Origin of the sequence: Streptomyces doebereineriae, from assembly GCF_031845645.1 — a bacterium.
GTDB classification, from domain to species: domain Bacteria; phylum Actinomycetota; class Actinomycetes; order Streptomycetales; family Streptomycetaceae; genus Streptomyces; species Streptomyces canus.
Genome location: NZ_JAVREZ010000040.1, coordinates 1 through 16871 on the forward strand (window position 1 = coordinate 1; position 16871 = coordinate 16871).

The 16871-nt window shown below is 71.3% G+C and carries 12 protein-coding genes; 3 read left to right on the plus strand and 9 right to left on the minus strand.

Annotation, left to right across the window (positions count from 1 at the left end; all coding sequences use genetic code 11):
- From RNB18_RS49940 to RNB18_RS49950, 3 genes are all read right to left on the minus strand, one after another.
- A partial coding sequence (locus RNB18_RS49940; RefSeq protein WP_266390750.1) for an AzlD domain-containing protein occupies positions 1-306 on the minus strand: 306 nt, incomplete at its 3' end.
- Positions 303-947, minus strand: a complete 645-nt coding sequence (locus tag RNB18_RS49945) for an AzlC family ABC transporter permease (RefSeq protein ID WP_394817794.1) — start codon at positions 945-947, stop codon at positions 303-305. The genes RNB18_RS49940 and RNB18_RS49945, both read right to left, overlap by 4 nt.
- On the minus strand, positions 911-1903 hold the full coding sequence (locus RNB18_RS49950; RefSeq protein ID WP_394817796.1) for an AraC family transcriptional regulator: 993 nt from the start codon (positions 1901-1903) through the stop codon (positions 911-913). The genes RNB18_RS49945 and RNB18_RS49950 overlap by 37 nt, the downstream gene beginning before the upstream one ends.
- Before the next feature lie 200 nt (positions 1904-2103).
- Here RNB18_RS49950 and RNB18_RS49955 point away from each other — a divergent pair, with 200 nt between their 5' ends.
- The 3 genes from RNB18_RS49955 to RNB18_RS49965 all read left to right on the plus strand — a co-directional run bounded on the left by RNB18_RS49955 (position 2104) and on the right by RNB18_RS49965 (position 9057).
- Positions 2104-7044 (plus strand): ATP-dependent helicase, encoded by a 4941-nt coding sequence (locus tag RNB18_RS49955; RefSeq protein WP_311720779.1) that lies wholly within the window; start codon positions 2104-2106, stop codon positions 7042-7044.
- A gap of 361 nt (positions 7045-7405) precedes the next feature.
- Positions 7406-8260 carry an Fpg/Nei family DNA glycosylase gene (locus RNB18_RS49960; RefSeq protein WP_311720780.1) on the plus strand — a complete coding sequence of 285 codons (855 nt, stop codon included), beginning with the start codon at positions 7406-7408 and terminating at the stop codon, positions 8258-8260.
- A 32-nt stretch (positions 8261-8292) separates the two neighbouring features.
- Positions 8293-9057 carry an SDR family NAD(P)-dependent oxidoreductase gene (locus tag RNB18_RS49965; protein ID WP_311720781.1) on the plus strand — a complete coding sequence of 255 codons (765 nt, stop codon included), beginning with the start codon at positions 8293-8295 and terminating at the stop codon, positions 9055-9057.
- A gap of 473 nt (positions 9058-9530) precedes the next feature.
- On the opposite strand, the gene RNB18_RS49975 is transcribed toward RNB18_RS49965, so the two are convergent.
- The 6 genes from RNB18_RS49975 to RNB18_RS50000 form a co-directional block, all read right to left on the minus strand.
- Positions 9531-9911, minus strand: a complete 381-nt coding sequence (locus tag RNB18_RS49975) for a helix-turn-helix domain-containing protein (RefSeq protein WP_057613316.1) — start codon at positions 9909-9911, stop codon at positions 9531-9533.
- 109 nt (positions 9912-10020) lie between these two features.
- Complete coding sequence (locus RNB18_RS49980) at positions 10021-10566, minus strand: CinA family protein (protein WP_311720783.1); 546 nt, start codon at positions 10564-10566, stop codon at positions 10021-10023.
- The gene (pgsA, locus tag RNB18_RS49985) at positions 10563-11402 is read right to left on the minus strand and encodes a CDP-diacylglycerol--glycerol-3-phosphate 3-phosphatidyltransferase (RefSeq protein ID WP_059207284.1); all 840 of its coding nucleotides are present in this window, start codon (positions 11400-11402) and stop codon (positions 10563-10565) included. The genes RNB18_RS49980 and pgsA overlap by 4 nt, the downstream gene beginning before the upstream one ends.
- A complete protein-coding gene (gene rimO / locus RNB18_RS49990) occupies positions 11399-12895 on the minus strand; it encodes a 30S ribosomal protein S12 methylthiotransferase RimO (RefSeq protein ID WP_311720784.1) in 1497 nt (498 codons plus the stop codon). The genes pgsA and rimO overlap by 4 nt, the downstream gene beginning before the upstream one ends.
- Before the next feature lie 90 nt (positions 12896-12985).
- Positions 12986-13828 (minus strand): helix-turn-helix domain-containing protein, encoded by an 843-nt coding sequence (locus RNB18_RS49995; RefSeq protein ID WP_057613320.1) that lies wholly within the window; start codon positions 13826-13828, stop codon positions 12986-12988.
- A gap of 244 nt (positions 13829-14072) precedes the next feature.
- Positions 14073-16796: a DNA translocase FtsK gene (locus RNB18_RS50000; protein ID WP_311720785.1), complete on the minus strand. Its 2724-nt coding sequence runs from the start codon at positions 16794-16796 to the stop codon at positions 14073-14075.
- Positions 16797-16871 lie beyond the last annotated feature (75 nt).

Genomic DNA, 16871 nt, shown 5'->3' on the forward strand with positions numbered 1-16871 from the left:
GGCCCCAACAGCCCGCACCCCCGCCGTCACGACCACCGCGACCGCGACCACGAGCAGGAACGGCGCCCGCAGGAGCAGCGCCACGGCGGCCGCGGCAAGCCCCGCGGCCCGCGCGTCGAGAACCGGCACCCGCCCGTCGGCGAAGGTCTGCTGCGCGGTGAGCGCGGCCAGAAGTGCCACCGGCAGCAACGCGGCAAGACGCTTCACCAGGGGCCGATCGAGAACGCCCGCAGGCACGAGCAACCCGAGGAGCTTGACGGCGTAACAACCGAGGGCGGTGACACCGATGGCGATCCAGACGTTCACCGCCCCTCCTCCCCTCGCACCCGATCACGACGTCCCCGCACCCACAGGACAAGCGGCGCGGCGAGAGCGGCCGCAAGCACCGGCACCCCGGCGGGCAGCACAGGAAGCAGCCCGAGCCCCAACAGCACGGCGAGCCCGGCCACAACCCGCTCGGTGCCGCTCTTCACCATGGGCGCCAGAAGCGCCAGAAAGACGGCGGGCCCGGCCGCGTCCAGCCCCCACGCGCGCGTGTCCCCGATCGCGTCGGCTCCCAGGGCTCCCAGCAAGGTCGTCAGATTCCACAACACATACAGACTCAGCCCCGTGACGGCGAACCCGATGCGCGCACTGCGCCGCGTTGGCTGAGCCAGCGAGACGGCCGCCGTCTCGTCGATGACCCACTGGGCGGCAAAGGGACGCACCACGCGCGGGAGGGCGAGCAACTGCGACAGCCGCAGCCCGTAGAAGGCGTTGCGCGCCCCCAGGAAGAAGGCCCCGGCAGCCGCTGCAAGAGCGCTTCCTCCGGCCGCGAGCGCTCCGACGAGCGCGAACTGGGACGCCCCGGTGAACACCAGGAGGCTGAGCGCACAGGTCTGCGTCAGTGTGAGCCCGCTGCCGGCCGAGGTCACCCCGAAGGCGAACCCGGACAGTCCGACGGCCACCCCGACCCCGAGGGCGTCCCGTACGACGGCGGCGTCCGGCCTGCCTCCATCGTCTGCGTGTGCATCTGCGAGCGCTGTCTGTTCTTCTGCCACGCCTCCGACGCTAGGAGCAGCCGCCCGGGCGAGTCTTGTACGTTCTTGCGCTCCCGCTGATAGGCCCCCGGAGGCACGCCCACGATCCGCGTGAAATGCCGGTTCAGATGAGGCTGGTCCGTAAACCCCACTTCGACGGCGGCCGAGGCGGGGTCGGCCCCCGCATCCAGCAACCGCCGAGCCCGCCGCACCCGGGCATCGGTCAGCCACGTGTGTGGCGGCATCCCGTAGACACCCCGAAAAGCACGCAGCAACGCGAAGGGACCGACCCCGAGATCAGCGGCCAACTGCTCCAGCGTCGGCGGCGCGGCCATCCGCTCCTCCAGCACGGCACGCGCACGTACGGCGATCCGAGCGCCCGCGCTCCGCACATCCCGTTGCGGCAACGTCCCGCCGTTCACCCGCAGCAACCGCGTCACGGCGACCCGCAACAACGTGTCGGCGGCCAGCGCGTTTCCCTCGTCCGCGGCCCGCAGAACCTGATGCACCAAGCCCACCGCATACGGATCGTCGAGCACCGGCCGCACGAAGCCGGGCGTACCCCGCAGCGAAGTGGTCTCAGCCGCGATCCCGGCCACCACCTCGGGTGACGGATACACGGCCCCGTACCGCCATCCTTCGGGCACCCCGGCCCGCCCTGTATGAGCCGTATCGGGATTGACCAACGCCAGCGCACCGGCCCCCGCGTACTGATCGGCCCCCCGATGGTGAAAGACCTCGACGCCGTCCGCGATGGCGGCGATCACGAAGTGCTCGTGCGTATGCCGCACGAACGTCTTCCGCACATACCGGGCCCGCAGCAGATCGACCCCGGGCAGCTCGGCATACCGCCAGTGCCGCGCCCGCTCCCCGGAACCTGCCATGCACCCATTGTCACGCGGTTCCCCGCACCCCTGAGTGGGTCAATTCGCGAGGACGGACACCTGTACGAGTAGGCGCCGTGCACGCCCTCACCGGCGCCGCAGGCACCCCCGCTCGGCCGGGGCGCCGCAGGCACCCCCTCGGCCGCCGGAGCAACCCGCAGGTCAGGGGCATTGTCAGTCCCCGGGTGCAGGATGGACGCATGGTCAGCCCCGCACACCGAGCCCTGAACGGCTTCTCGCCCGCCACCCGCGGCTGGTTCACGGGTGCCTTCGACGCGCCCACCACTGCCCAGGCCGGAGCATGGCAGGCCATCTCAGAGGGCTCGGACGTACTCGTCGTCGCCCCCACCGGTTCCGGCAAGACCCTGGCCGCCTTCCTCGCCGCCCTGGACCAGCTGGCCTCCACACCCCCGCCCGCAGACCCCAAGAAGCGCTGCCGAGTCCTGTACGTCTCCCCCCTCAAGGCGCTCGCCGTCGACGTGGAACGCAACCTCCGCAGCCCTCTCACCGGCATCCGCCAGGAATCCGTCCGCCTCGGCCTGCCCGAGCCCGAGGTCAAGGTGGGCATCCGCTCCGGCGACACCCCCGCAGCCGAGCGTCGAGCCCTCTCCACCCGTCCCCCGGACATCCTGATCACCACCCCGGAATCCCTGTTCCTGATGCTGACGTCGGCGACCCGCGACGCGCTCACCGGCATCGAGACAGTGATCCTCGACGAGGTCCACGCCGTGGCCGGCACCAAGCGCGGGGCACACCTGGCCCTCTCCCTGGAGCGCCTGGACGAACTCCTCCCGAAGCCGGCCCGCCGCATCGGCCTCTCCGCCACGGTCCGCCCGGTGGACGAGATCGCCCGCTACCTATCGCCCCAGCGCAAGGTGGAGATCGTTCAGCCGAAGTCCGGCAAGGAGTTCGACCTCTCGGTCGTGGTCCCGGTGGAAGACCTCGGTGAACTCGGCGGATCCCCGGTCGCCGAGGGCAACGAAGGCGCGGAACGCCCCTCCATCTGGCCCCACGTGGAGGAGCGCATCGCCGACCTCGTCCAGTCCCACCGCTCCACGATCGTCTTCGCGAACTCCCGCCGCCTCGCGGAACGCCTCTGCAACCGCCTCAACGAGATCGCCTACGAGCGCGCCACCGGCGAGCCCCTGGACGAACACCACGCCCCGGCCGAACTCATGGGTGGTTCAGGCGCGGCCCAGGGCGCCCCCCAGGTCATCGCCCGCGCCCATCACGGCTCGGTCTCCAAGGAACAGCGCGCCCTGGTCGAGGAGGACCTCAAAGCGGGCCGCCTCCCCGCCGTGGTGGCGACGTCCAGCCTCGAACTCGGCATCGACATGGGCGCGGTGGACCTCGTCATCCAGGTCGAGTCGCCCCCGTCCGTGGCCTCCGGCCTGCAACGCGTCGGCCGCGCCGGTCACCAGGTCGGCGCGGTCTCCACCGGCGTGGTCTTCCCGAAGTACCGAGGCGACCTGGTCCAGGCGGCGGTCGTCACGGAACGCATGCGCACCGGCTCCATCGAGTCCCTCAAGGTCCCCGCGAACCCCTTGGACGTCCTCGCCCAGCAACTGGTCGCGATGACCGCGATGGACACCTGGCAGCTCGACGACCTCCTCGCCATGGTCCGAAGGGCGGCCCCGTTCGCCTCCCTCCCCGAGTCCGCCTTCACCGCGGTCCTCGACATGCTCGCCGGCCGCTACCCTTCCGACGCCTTCGCCGAACTGCGCCCGCGCGTGGTCTGGGACCGCATCGCCGGCACCATCACCGGCCGTCCCGGCGCCCAGCGCCTCGCCGTCACCTCCGGCGGCACCATTCCCGACCGCGGCCTCTTCGGCGTCTTCCTGGCCGGCTCCGACCCCAAGAAGGGCGGCGGAAGGGTCGGCGAACTGGACGAGGAGATGGTCTACGAGTCGCGCGTCGGTGACGTCTTCACGCTCGGCACCAGCTCCTGGCGCATCGAGGACATCACTCGCGACCGCGTCCTGGTCTCCCCGGCTCCCGGCGTCCCCGGCAGGCTCCCGTTCTGGAAGGGCGACCAGCTGGGCCGCCCCCTCGAACTGGGCCGCGCGGTGGGCGCGTTCCTCCGCGAGGTCGGCTCCCTGTCCAAGGAGGACGCCCGCCTGCGCCTCCTCGCCGCGGGCCTGGACGCATGGGCGGCGGACAACGTCCTGTCCTACCTGGACGAGCAGCGCGAGGCCTGCGGCCACGTCCCGGACGACCGCACCATCGTCGTGGAGCGCTTCCGCGACGAACTCGGTGACTGGCGGGTCGTCGTCCACTCCCCCTTCGGCGCCCAGGTCCACGCCCCCTGGGCCCTCGCCCTCGGCGCCAAGCTCTCCGAGCGCTACGGCATGGACGCCCAGGTCATGCATGCCGACGACGGCATCGTCCTTCGGCTGCCCGACGCCGACCTGATGAGCCTGGACCTCCTCGACCGGGAGCCGAACGGGATCGGCACGGAGTACGACGCCGAACAGGCTCCGGTGGGCGCCGCGGACGTCGTCTTCGACAAGGGCGAGGTCGACCAGGTCGTCACCGACCAGGTCGGCGGCTCGGCCCTGTTCGCCTCTCGCTTCCGCGAGTGCGCCGCCCGCGCGCTCCTGCTGCCGCGCCGCAACCCCGGCAAGCGCACCCCCTTGTGGCAACAACGCCAGCGGGCCTCCCAACTGCTCCAGGTGGCAAGCGAGTTCGGTTCGTTCCCCATCGTCCTGGAGGCGGTCCGCGAATGCCTCCAGGACGTCTTCGACGTCCCCGGACTCGTCGAGCTGATGGGCGACCTGGAGTCCCGCCGGGTCCGCCTGGTCGAGGTCACGACTCCCGAGCCCTCCCCCTTCGCCCGCTCCCTCCTTTTCGGCTACGTCGCCCAGTTCCTCTACGAAGGAGACTCGCCGCTCGCCGAGCGCCGCGCGGCGGCCCTGTCGCTGGACTCCCGTCTGCTGGCCGAGCTGCTCGGCCAGGCGGAGCTGCGCGAGCTGCTCGACGCCGAGGTGCTGACCGAACTGGAGCGGGAGCTCCAGTGGCTCGCCGAGGACCGCCGGGTGAAGGACGCCGAGGGCGTCGCGGACATCCTCCGCGTCCTCGGCCCGCTCACGGACGCCGAGCTGGCCGAGCGGGGCGCCGAGCCGCAGTGGGCGCAAGACCTCGCCGGAGCCCGCCGCGCGATCAAGGTCCGTGTCGCCGGCGCCGACCACTGGGCGGCGATCGAGGACGCGGGCCGCCTGCGTGACGCCCTCGGCACAGCGCTGCCGGTCGGCGTCCCGGAGGCCTTCACCGAGCCGGTCAAGGACCCCCTCGGTGACCTCCTCGCGCGCTACGCCCGCACCCACGGCCCTTTCACCTCGGCGACGGTCGCCGCCCGCTTCGGGCTGGGCACGGCGGTCACCGAGGGCGCGTTGCAGCGCCTGTCCGCGAGCGGGCGGGTCGTACAGGGCGAGTTCCACCCGGCGGGCATCGGCCAGGAGTGGTGCGACGCCACGGTGCTCCGCCGCCTTCGCCGCCGCTCCCTGGCGGCCCTGCGCCACGAACTCGAACCGGTGCCGCCACCGGCCCTCGCCCAGTTCCTGCCGCAGTGGCAGCACATCGGCAAGGGCCACTCCCTGCGCGGCATCGACGGACTGGTGCGTGCCGTCGAGCAGTTGCAGGGCGCGCCCGTGCCCGCGTCCGCCCTGGAGAAGCTCGTCCTGCCGTCACGCGTCACGAACTACACCCCGGCCATGCTCGACGAGCTCACCGCCGCCGGAGAGATCGTGTGGGCCGGAGCGGGCGCCCTGCCCGGAAAGGACGGCTGGGTCTCCGTGTACCTGGCGGACGCGGCCCCCCTGCTGCTGCCACCGCCCCACCCCCTGGAGCTGACGGCCCTGCACCAGTCCGTCCTGGACGCCCTCACCGGCGGCTACGGCCTGTTCTTCCGCCAGATCGCCGACCAGGTGCGCGCCACCACCCACCCCGACGCCACCGACCCCCAACTGGCCGACGCCGTATGGGACCTGGCCTGGTCCGGGCGGCTCACCAACGACACCCTCACCCCCATGCGCTCGCTCCTGGGCTCCGGCCGCACCGCCGGCTCCACCGCCCACCGCGCCAAACGCACGATCCCCCGCGGCCGCTACGGCTCTCTGACGGCCGCGGCCCGCACCGCCTCCCGCACCGGCCCGCCGACCGTCGCCGGCCGCTGGTCCCTGCTCCCGCCACGCGAGGCCGATCCGACCGTGCGCGCCCACGCCCTGGCCCGCACTCTCCTCGACCGCCATGGGGTGGTCACCCGGGGAGCCGTCTCGGCAGAGGGCGTGGAGGGCGGCTTCTCGGCGACGTACCGCATCCTCTCCGCCTTCGAGGACAGCGGCCAGGCCCGCCGCGGCTACGTCGTGGAGGGCCTCGGCGCCGCCCAGTTCGCCATGGACGGCGCGGTCGACCGTCTCCGCGCGGTGTCCACCGCCCGCGACCGCGGGGAGCCGGCGCCGGACAGCGGCACTCCCGACATCTGGGCTTCCGGCTCGGCCCCCGAGGTGCCCCACGGCCCCGCACAAGGCGACCCCGCGACCGAGGACTGGGACTGGGCCCGCGCCTTCGACAACCCGGACGGCCCCGGGCCCGAGGCAGGCCCCGACTTCACTTCCGGGTCCCCGTCCCCCGCTTCCCGCGACGAGTACATCTCCCCGCGCGACTACCCACCCCAGCCCACCCCCCAGCACTGGCAGGCCAACCCCGGATACAGTCCCGGCTTCGGCAGTCGCAGGCACAACGCCTCCGACGCCTCCCGAGCCGTGGTCCTCGCCGCCGCCGACCCCGCCAACGCCTACGGCGCCGCCCTGCCCTGGCCCGACCCACCGACCGAGGCCGGCCACAAGCCGGGCCGCAAGGCGGGCTCCCTCGTGGTCCTCGTGGACGGCGAGCTCACGCTCTACATGGAGCGCGGCGGCAAGACCCTCCTGGCCTGGCCCTCCGCCCCCGACACCACCCCCACCGAGGACCCCCGCCTGCACACAGCGGCGGAGTCCCTCGCCGCGGCCGCCAAAGCCGGTTCCCTCGGCACGGTCACGGTGGAACGCATCAACGGCACCTCGGCCCTGACCTCCCCCCTGGGCGCTCTCCTGGAAACAGCGGGCTTCATCGCCACCCCTCGCGGCCTACGCCTACGCGCATGACGGCCCTCTCCGCCCCCGGCCGCCAAGCCTGGGCCACCCGCCCGACCCACGCGGCCGCCGACAGCGAGCACGCCCCCACAGGAGCCGCCCGCACCCGACGACGAAACCCGCCCACGAGGTGTGCGTGGAACCGGCCGAAGGCGAAGACCACCACCCGCACCTCCCCACGCCCGCTCTCACCTCCAAGGCCCCCTCATGCCACGCGTGGCCTACGCCTACGCGCATGACGGCCCTCTCCGCCTCCGGCCGCCAGGCCAGGGCCACCCACCCCGTCCCCGCCGAGCACGCCCCACAGGAGCCGCCCGCGCCCTCCCCATGCCCGCTCCCCCTCCCCGCCCCTCCCCCATGCCACCCTTGACCCATGCCCGAAGGAGACACCGTCTGGCAGTCCGCGAGACGCCTGCACAGCGCCCTCGCGGACAAGGTGCTGACCCGCAGCGACCTGAGGGTGCCGAAGTACGCCACAGCCGACCTCACAGGCCGCCGGGTCCTCGACGTCACCCCACGCGGCAAGCACCTCCTCACCCGCATCGAGGGCGGCCTGACCCTCCACTCCCACCTCCGCATGGACGGCTCCTGGAAGGTGTACGCGGACAACCAGCGCTGGACCGGCGGCCCCACCCACCAGATCCGCGCGATCCTGGCCAACGCCGACCGCACAGCCGTCGGCTACCGCCTCCCCGTCCTGGAACTCCTGCGCACCACAGACGAGCACAAAGCCGTCGGCCACCTCGGCCCCGACCTCCTGGGCCCGGACTGGAACCCCGAGACGGCCCTGGCGAACCTCCTCCAGGACCCCGCCCGCCCCCTCGGCGAGGCCCTCCTCGACCAACGCAATCTCGCCGGCATCGGCAACGTCTACAAGAGCGAACTCTGCTTCCTGCTCGGTGCCACCCCCTGGCTCCCCATCGGCGCCCTCCCCGCGGACCGCGCCGCTCAGCTACCCCCGCTCGCCAAGAAGCTCCTTGAGGTCAACCGCGACCGCCCGGTCCGCAGCACGACCGGCCGCCGCGGCCAGGACCTGTTCGTCTACGGCCGCGCGCCTCGCCCCTGCCTCCGCTGCCACACCTCCATCCGCGTCGCCGACCAGGGCGACGGCTCCCGCGAACGTCCCACGTACTGGTGCCCGACCTGCCAAACCGGCCCCGCCCCGAGCCCCCACCGCAGAGCACCAGGCGGAACACACCCCAGAACCTCACGCCGTACGACCAATTGACGCCCCGTCAGAAACGCTCGTACCGTCGCTCCATGGCCGTCAGCGCGTACGACCTCACCGGACGCACCGCCTTCGTCACCGGCGCCGCGAGTGGCATCGGCCGCGCAACCGCCGTCCTGCTCGCCGAGGCGGGCGCCACCGTGCACTGCGCCGACCTCGACGCGTCGGGACTGCATGAGACGGCGACCCTGATCAAGGACGCGGGCGGCACCACCCACACCCATCCCCTCGACGTCACCGACCGCGAACAGCTCCACCAGGCCGTCACCTCCTGCGAGCGCCTCGACGTGCTGGCCGCCGTCGCCGGGATCATGCACAGCAGCCCGGTCCTGGAGACGAGGGACGAAGACCTCGACCGCGTCCTGAACGTCAACTTCAAAGGCGTGCTCCATGCCTGCCAGGAGGCGACCCGCCTGATGCTGGACCGGGAGACGAGAGGCAGCATCGTCACCATGGCCTCCGGCGCCGTGGACACGGGCGGACCCGGGCTGCTCTGCTACGGCGCGGCCAAAGCAGCCGTGGTACAGCTCACGAAGACCCTGGCCACCGAGGTCGGCCGGTACGGCATCCGGGTCAACGCGGTCGCGCCCGGCTGGATCCGCACTCCCATGACCGACCGCCACGACGAGGAGGCACAGGCGCACACCGAGGCACTCATGTCCCGCATGTCACCGCTCAGACGCGTCGGTGAACCGGAGGACATCGCCCACGCCGTGCTCTACCTGGCCTCCGACGCCTCGTCCTTCATGACGGGCCAGATCATCCGCCCGAACGGCGGGGTGGCGATGCCGTGGTAGCCTCACCCGCCCCACCGGAGCGCCCGGCCTCCGCAGGCCTCCCCGCCCGCCATGCCTGACGCCATCGCCCGGCGCCCACGGCTCCCGCGGCCCGCCCCTTCGGCACACAGTGCACCGGCAGCAGGCTCAGCCCCCATCCGCCCGCCGCGATCGCGCCTTCGATCCCTCCGGCGTCCGGCGTCAGCACCAGCCGCGCCACGGCCCACCACCACAGCGCCCCGAGCCCGAGAGTCATCCCCCGGCGTACTGTCGGCCCCGCCATGCAGCCACCTCCAGCCCGGACGCTAGACCGCCGCCGCACCCACGGGGAGGGCGCACCAAGGGCACACGGTCGCACCTGAGCGGCCGTCGCTCCAAGATGCACGAAAACCCCGACCGGCGCCTCTCCAGTCCAGCTGGAGAGGCCCGTCCGGGGCCTCGCAGACTTGCTCTCGGCGTGCCGTCAGCTCACGGCACACCAAGCGTGAGGGTCGTCACGCCGCTACGACGTCGACCGCTTCGCTGGGCGCCTTGATGGTCACCCGTTCCGGTGGCACACCCTTGACCGAGACGGAACCCAGCATCGGGCGCACCCCTGCCGGTACCGGCGCGCTGGGCGTGGCCGCAGCGGACTGGGCCAGCTCGGCGAGGGCGAGCTCGTCGCTCACTTCCCGCATGAGTTCGGACATCCGTACGTCCAGCGCGTCGCAGATCGCGGACAGCAGCTCGGAGGAAGCCTCCTTCTGCCCCCGCTCCACCTCGGAGAGATAGCCGAGTGAGACTCGGGCGGACGAGGAGACTTCGCGCAGAGTACGGCCCTGGCGTTGGCGCTGCCGACGCAGCACGTCACCCAGTAGGCGACGGAGCAGAATCATCGGTGGCTCCCTCCTCGGACCGCGTAGCCGCATCCTTCACGCCCCACCGTACCGCCTTGCGCCGCGGCCGTGCGGGGAGCGATGTCGTGTTCACTCAGGGCTGCAAACATCAAAACCCCCCGTTCCGTTCCGTATCCTGTGCCCGCTCATTCCCGGTCTGTTCGCCCGCAAGCTGCTCCAGGAGCAGTGCGAGTACGCTCCGTACACTCTCCATACGAATTTCCGCGCGGTCGCCGTTCAACCGCAGCGCGGTCACTTTCCCGCCACTCGCTGCGTCGGAAGCGCCCGCGGAGGGCCCGTCGACAGCCACGAAAACCGTTCCGACGGGCTTGCCGTCCTGCGGTTCCGGGCCCGCGACGCCGGTGGTCGCGATGCCCCAGTCGGCGCCGAGTGCCTTGCGCACTCCTGCCGCCATCTGGGCCGCGACCTGCGGATCCACCGCACCTCGCTGGGACAGCAGGGTGGCGTCGACACCCAGCAGCTCATGCTTCAGTTCGGTGGCATAGGCGGTCACCGACCCCTTGAACGCCTGGGACGCCCCGGGGGCCGCTGTGATTTCCGCCGCAACCAGTCCGCCCGTGAGCGACTCGGCGACCGCGAGCGTCTGGCCCTTCACGGTGAGTAGTCGCACCACTTGGGCGGCTGGGGAATTCACGCTTCCGTCTCCTCCAACGCCGCCTTGCGCTCGGCGATTCCCTGCCTGCGCAGCACAATGGCCTGTCTCACATAGTCGAGCCCGGTCACCACGGTCAGCACGACGGCCACAGCCATCACCCAGAACCGCGCGGTGGCCAGCCACCCCGTCAGCGCCAGGATGTACATCCCTACGGCGATGCCCTGGCTGAGGGTCTTGAGCTTGCCGCCACGACTCGCCGGGATCACGCCGTACCGGATGACGAGGAAACGCAGCAGGGTGATCCCGAGTTCCCTGCCGAGGATGACGATCGTGACCCACCACGGCAGATCGCCGAGCCCGGAGAGACAGATCAGCGCCGCCCCCATGATCGCCTTGTCGGCGATGGGGTCGGCGATCTTCCCGAAGTCGGTGACGAGGTTGTAGGCGCGCGCCAGGTGTCCGTCGAACAGGTCGGTGATCATGGCGACCGCGAACGCCGCCCAGGCGAACGAGCGCCATGCCGGGTCGTACCCGCCGTCGGCCAGCATCAGGGCGACGAAGCCGGGAACGAGGACCAGGCGGAGCATGGTCAGCAGATTGGCGACGTTCCACACGCTGGCCTGGTTGACCGCCGCAGCCGCGATCTTCCCGCCGCGCGCGGTCTTGGAACCGGAGTCGACGCCGGCCCCGGAAGCCGCGCCGGCAACGACACCCGCCGCGGGGACGGCACTGGCACGTACCTCGGCAGCCGTACCGGAGACCGCGTCCGAAGGAGCGCTGGGTGCCACACCGGAGGCGGCACCCGAGACGCCGCCCGCCGGTCCGCCCTTCGCGGCGGAGGGGCCACCCGCAGCGGACGCCGGAACTCCGGTCATCTGCCCGCCTCCTCACTACACGCGAGCGAGCCGTCGAGCGGCTCGGCCACCAGGTCGACACCTTCCGTACCGACCACCTTCGCCTCGACCATACGACCGACGCTCAGACCTTCGCCGCTCGTGAGCAGCACTTGGCCGTCGGTCTCCGGCGCCTGGTGCGCGCCTCGGCCGTACACGCCCTCGTCGTCGATGGACTCGACCAGCACGTGCACGGTCTCGCCGACGCGCTCTTCGGCGCGCTGCGAGACGAGTTCTTCGGCGAGCCGGGAGACGTGTGCCAGCCGCTCGGCCACGACGTCCTCGTCCAGCTTGTTCTCGTATGTCGCCGCTTCGGTGCCCTCCTCGTCGGAGTACCCGAAGACGCCGATGGCGTCCAGTCGCGCGCCGTTCAGGAACCGCTCCAGCTCGGCCAGGTCGGCCTCGGTCTCACCGGGGAAGCCCACGATGAAGTTGGAGCGCACCCCGGCTTCGGGGGCCTTGCCGCGGATGGTGTCGAGCAGCTCCAGGAAGCGGTCCGTGTCGCCGAAGCGGCGCATCGCGCGCAGCACGTCGGGGGCGGAGTGCTGGAAGGACAGGTCGAAGTAGGGCACCACCTTGGGCGTGGACGTCAGTACGTCGATCAGGCCCGGCCGCATCTCGGCGGGCTGGAGGTAGCTGACACGCACGCGTTCCAGACCGTCGACCTCGGCGAGCTCGGGCAGGAGGGACTCGAGGAGACGGATGTCGCCGAGGTCCTTGCCGTACGACGTGTTGTTCTCGGAGACCAGCATGATCTCCTTGACCCCCTGCTCGGCCAGCCAGCGTGTCTCGTTGAGGACGTCCGAGGGGCGACGCGAGATGAAGGAGCCGCGGAAGGACGGGATGGCGCAGAAGGAGCAGCGCCGATCGCAGCCGGAGGCGAGCTTCACCGAGGCGACCGGCGCGCCGTCCAGACGGCGGCGCAGGGGCGCACGCGGGCCGGAAGCCGGAGCGAGCCCCTCCGGAAGGTCGGCGGGAGCCGCCTCGGGGGCTTCGGCGGCCGGCCCATGCCCGGGCAGCGCGACGGAGGCCGCCGACTCCTGCCGCTGAGCCGGGCTGATCGGCAGCAGCTTGCGCCGGTCACGCGGGGTGTGCGCGGCGTGGACGCCGCCGCTGAGGATGGTCTGCAGCCGGTCGGAGATGTCGGCGTAGTCGTCGAAGCCGAGCACCCCGTCCGCCTCCGGCAGCGCCTCGGCGAGGTCCTTGCCGTACCGCTCGGCCATGCAGCCCACCGCCACGACGGCCTGGGTTCTGCCGTGCCCCTTGAGATCATTGGCCTCGAGGAGGGCGTCGACGGAGTCCTTCTTGGCGGCTTCGACGAAGCCACAGGTGTTGACGACGGCGACGTCCGCATCGGCGGCGTCCTTCACGAGATCCCAGCCGTCCGCCTCCAAACGGCCTGCGAGCTCCTCCGAGTCCACCTCGTTGCGGGCGCAGCCAAGAGTGACGAGTGCGACGGTACGGCGTTCAGGCATGGGCTCAAGACTACTTCGTCCCACTGACACCCCACGTCGACGGGGTTGGCCGATCTTGGCCAACCCCGTGACGGCAGAGCGAACGGATCCCTATCCGACCTGCGGGTCGCCCTTGGTGTACGTCAGGCGCTCCACGGCTCCGGGCTGCCAGTCGTCGTCGATCTTCTTGCCGTTCACGTACAGCTGGATCGCCCCGGCGTCACCGAGGACCAGGTTGATCTTGTCGCTGTCCTGGAAGGTCTTGGTGTCGCCCTGCGTGAGCAGTCCGTCGAAGAGGGTCCGGCCGTTGTGGTCCTTGGCGAGGATCCAGCTCTTTCCGTCGGCAGCGCTGACCTGCACGGTCACCTTGTCCTGGGGTGCCGCCGCGATGGCGCTGTCGGTGGGCGTGGGCGTCGGTTTCGGGTCCTTGGTGGTCTTGTCGGACTTGGGCGTCGGAGACTTGCTGGTGGCGGGCGTGGTGCCGTCGGCGACCTGTGTCGTGCCGCCGTCGTCGCCGCCCTTGAAGGCGGTGAACCCGACGAAGCCGACCACGGCGACGATCGCGGCGACCATGGCCGCGGTCCAGTTGGGCCCGCGGCGCTCGGGACGGATGCGTTCCGCCTCGAACAGCGGGGCGGCCGGGGTCGGGGCCGGACGCCCGCCGCCGTGATCGGCGGCGAACTGGTCCAGCAGGGGGGCCGGATCCAGGTGGACGGCCTTGGCCAGGGTCCGGATGTGGCCCCGGGCGTACACGTCACCCCCACAGGGGGCGAAATCGTCCGCCTCGATGGCATGCACGATGGCGATGCGGACCCTGGTGGCGTTGCTGACGTCGTCGACGGTCAACCCAGCCGCGATCCGCGCCTGTTTCAGGGCGTGGCCGACGGAGAGGCGGTCTTCCTGTCGGTCGTCTTCGAACGGACGCTCGTCTTCAGGGGAGTTGCCGATGGACACGGGGGCGCCTTTCGAGCGTTTAAGCCACCTGTGCTGGAGGTTCAGTCTAGGGGGGGTGCGAAAGGGTGGGGCAACCGGGCGGTGGGACTTTGTACGCCATCGGAATGGCCGGACACGCCGATGGTGGAGCAGCAGCTTTTCGCTTCCCTCAACTTGACGTACGCCGAAGGGAAACGGTTGCTCAATGATCCCTTACGGGTGAGTCACGATCGAACATCGGTGGCCGCACCCGCTCCGGGACTCTTTAAGCCTCCCCGCGGATCACCGCGAGCACTCCGTCCAGCTCGTCAGCCTTCACAAGAACGTCACGAGCCTTGGATCCCTCGCTCGGCCCCACGATGCCCCGGGACTCCATGAGGTCCATCAGACGCCCCGCTTTCGCGAACCCGACCCGCAGCTTGCGCTGGAGCATGGAGGTCGACCCGAACTGCGTGGAGACGACCAGTTCGGCCGCCTGGCACAGCAGGTCGAGGTCGTCGCCGATCTCCTCGTCGATCTCCTTCTTCTGCTTGGTGCCCACGACGACGTCGTCCCGGAAGACCGGCGCCATCTGGTCCTTGCAGTGCTGGACGATCGCCGCGACCTCGTCCTCGGTCACGAAGGCACCCTGCATACGGGTGGGCTTGTTGGCCCCCATCGGCAGGAAGAGCCCGTCGCCCTTGCCGATCAGCTTCTCGGCGCCGGGCTGGTCGAGGATGACCCGCGAGTCGGCGAGCGAGGAGGTGGCGAAGGCGAGCCGTGAGGGCACGTTCGCCTTGATCAGACCGGTGACGACGTCCACGGACGGCCGCTGCGTGGCGAGCACCAGGTGGATGCCGGCCGCGCGCGCGAGCTGCGTGATCCGCACGATCGCGTCCTCGACGTCCCGCGGGGCGACCATCATCAGGTCGGCGAGCTCGTCGACGATCACCAGCAGATACGGGTAGGGCTGGAGCTCGCGCTCGCTGCCCTCGGGCAGCTTGACCTTGCCGTTCCTGATAGCTTCGTTGAAGTCGTCGATGTGCCGGAAGCCGTACGCCGCCAGGTCGTCGTAGCGAAGGTCCATCTCCCGTACGACCCACTGGAGCGCCTCGGCGGCCCGCTTCGGGTTGGTGATGATCGGCGTGATCAGGTGCGGGATGCCCTCATAGGCCGTCAGCTCCACGCGTTTGGGGTCGACGAGGACCATGCGCACGTCCTCGGGGGTCGCGCGGACCATGATGGAAGTGATCAAGCAGTTAATGCACGACGATTTACCGGAACCGGTGGCTCCGGCGACCAGCACGTGCGGCATCTTCGCCAGGTTGGCCATCACATAGCCGCCCTCGACGTCCTTGCCGAGCGCGACCAGCATGGGGTGCTCGTCCTCGGCGGCCGCCGCGAGCCGCAGCACGTCACCGAGATTGACCATCTCCCGGTCGGTGTTCGGGATCTCGATGCCGACCGCCGACTTGCCGGGAATCGGGCTGATGATCCGCACATCCGGGCTGGCGACGGCGTACGCGATGTTCTTGGCCAGCGCGGTGATCCGCTCGACCTTCACGGCGGGACCGAGCTCGACCTCGTAGCGGGTGACCGTCGGCCCGCGCGTGAAGCCGGTGACGGCGGCGTCGACCTTGAACTCCGTGAAGACGGTCGTCAGCGAGGCGACTATGGCGTCGTTGGCCGCGCTGCGCGCCTTGCCGGGGCCGCCGCGCTCCAGGAGGTCGAGCGAGGGCAGCGCGTAGGTGATGTCGCCGGACAGCTGGAGCTGCTCCGCGCGCGGGGGCAGTTCGCCGGGAGCCTCGGGAGCGGGCTTGGTGAGGTCGGCGACCTCGACCTTGAGCCTCTCCTGCTTCGGGCGCGCGTCCTGCTTGGGCCGCGCGGCCGGGACAGGGGTGGGTACCGGGGTCGTCTCCACGCGGTCGCCCACGCTGACGCCCTGGGTGAGGTCGGCGACCAGCGCCGAGGGCGGCAGGCCGTGCATGACGACGCCGTCCAGATCCGCGGCGGCGGCCGCGGCGATGTCCACGGCGTCCATCCGCCGGTCCATCGCAGGCTGCGGCACCGCGGAGCGCCTGGGGCGCCCGCGACGCTGCGAGAGGGCCTCCTGCTCGGCTCCGTCGGGGTCGTACGACTCGGGCGCGGGACCACGCCTGCGACCACGCGCGGGCAGTGCCTCGCGCCATTGCTCGTCGTAGCGCTCGTCGTCCTCGCCGAGCTCGTCCTCCTCCGGGTCGGGGAGGATCCCGAGCCGCACACCGAGCTCCCGCAGCCGCCGCGGAATGGCGTTGACCGGGGTGGCCGTGACGACGAGCAGCCCGAAGACCGTCAGCAGCACGAGCAGCGGTACGGCGAGAACCTCACCCATGGTGTACGTCAGCGGGGTCGCCGCTCCCCAGCCGATGAGGCCGCCGGCGTCCCTTATCGCCTGCATGCCGTCGCTGCGGGCGGGTGCGCCGCACGCGATGTGGACCTGCCCGAGCACACCGATGAGGAGCGCCGACAGGCCGATCACGATGCGGCCGTTGGCCTCGGGCTTCTCGGGGTGCCGGATGAACCGCACGGCGATGACCGCGAGCAGTATCGGCACGAGCAGGTCGAGTCGGCCGAAGGCGCCGGTCACGATGATCTCGACGAGGTCGCCCACCGGGCCGCGCAGGTTCGACCAGGTACCGGCGGCGACGATCAGGCCGAGGCCGAGCAGCAGGAGCGCCACGCCGTCCTTCCGGTGCGCGGGGTCGAGGTTCTTCGCGCCCTGCCCTATGCCGCGGAACACCGCGCCCACGGCATGGGCCAGGCCGAGCCAGACGGCCCGGACGAGGCGGTAGACGCCCCCGGTCGGGCTGGGCGCCGGCTTCGGCGGCGCGGCCTTCTTCGCCGTGGCCTTCTTGACGGGCGCCTTTTTTGCCGGTGTTTTCTTCGCCGGGGCCTTCCTCGCAGGACCCTTCGCGGGAGCGGCAGCCTTCTTGGCGGGCTGCTTCTTGGCTGCGGAGGGACGTGAGGCCATAGGTGCGAGGTTACCGGTGGAGACGACCGCGGACACGTGTGCCCACTGCTTCACCCGTTCGTGTCGCTTCTGAAA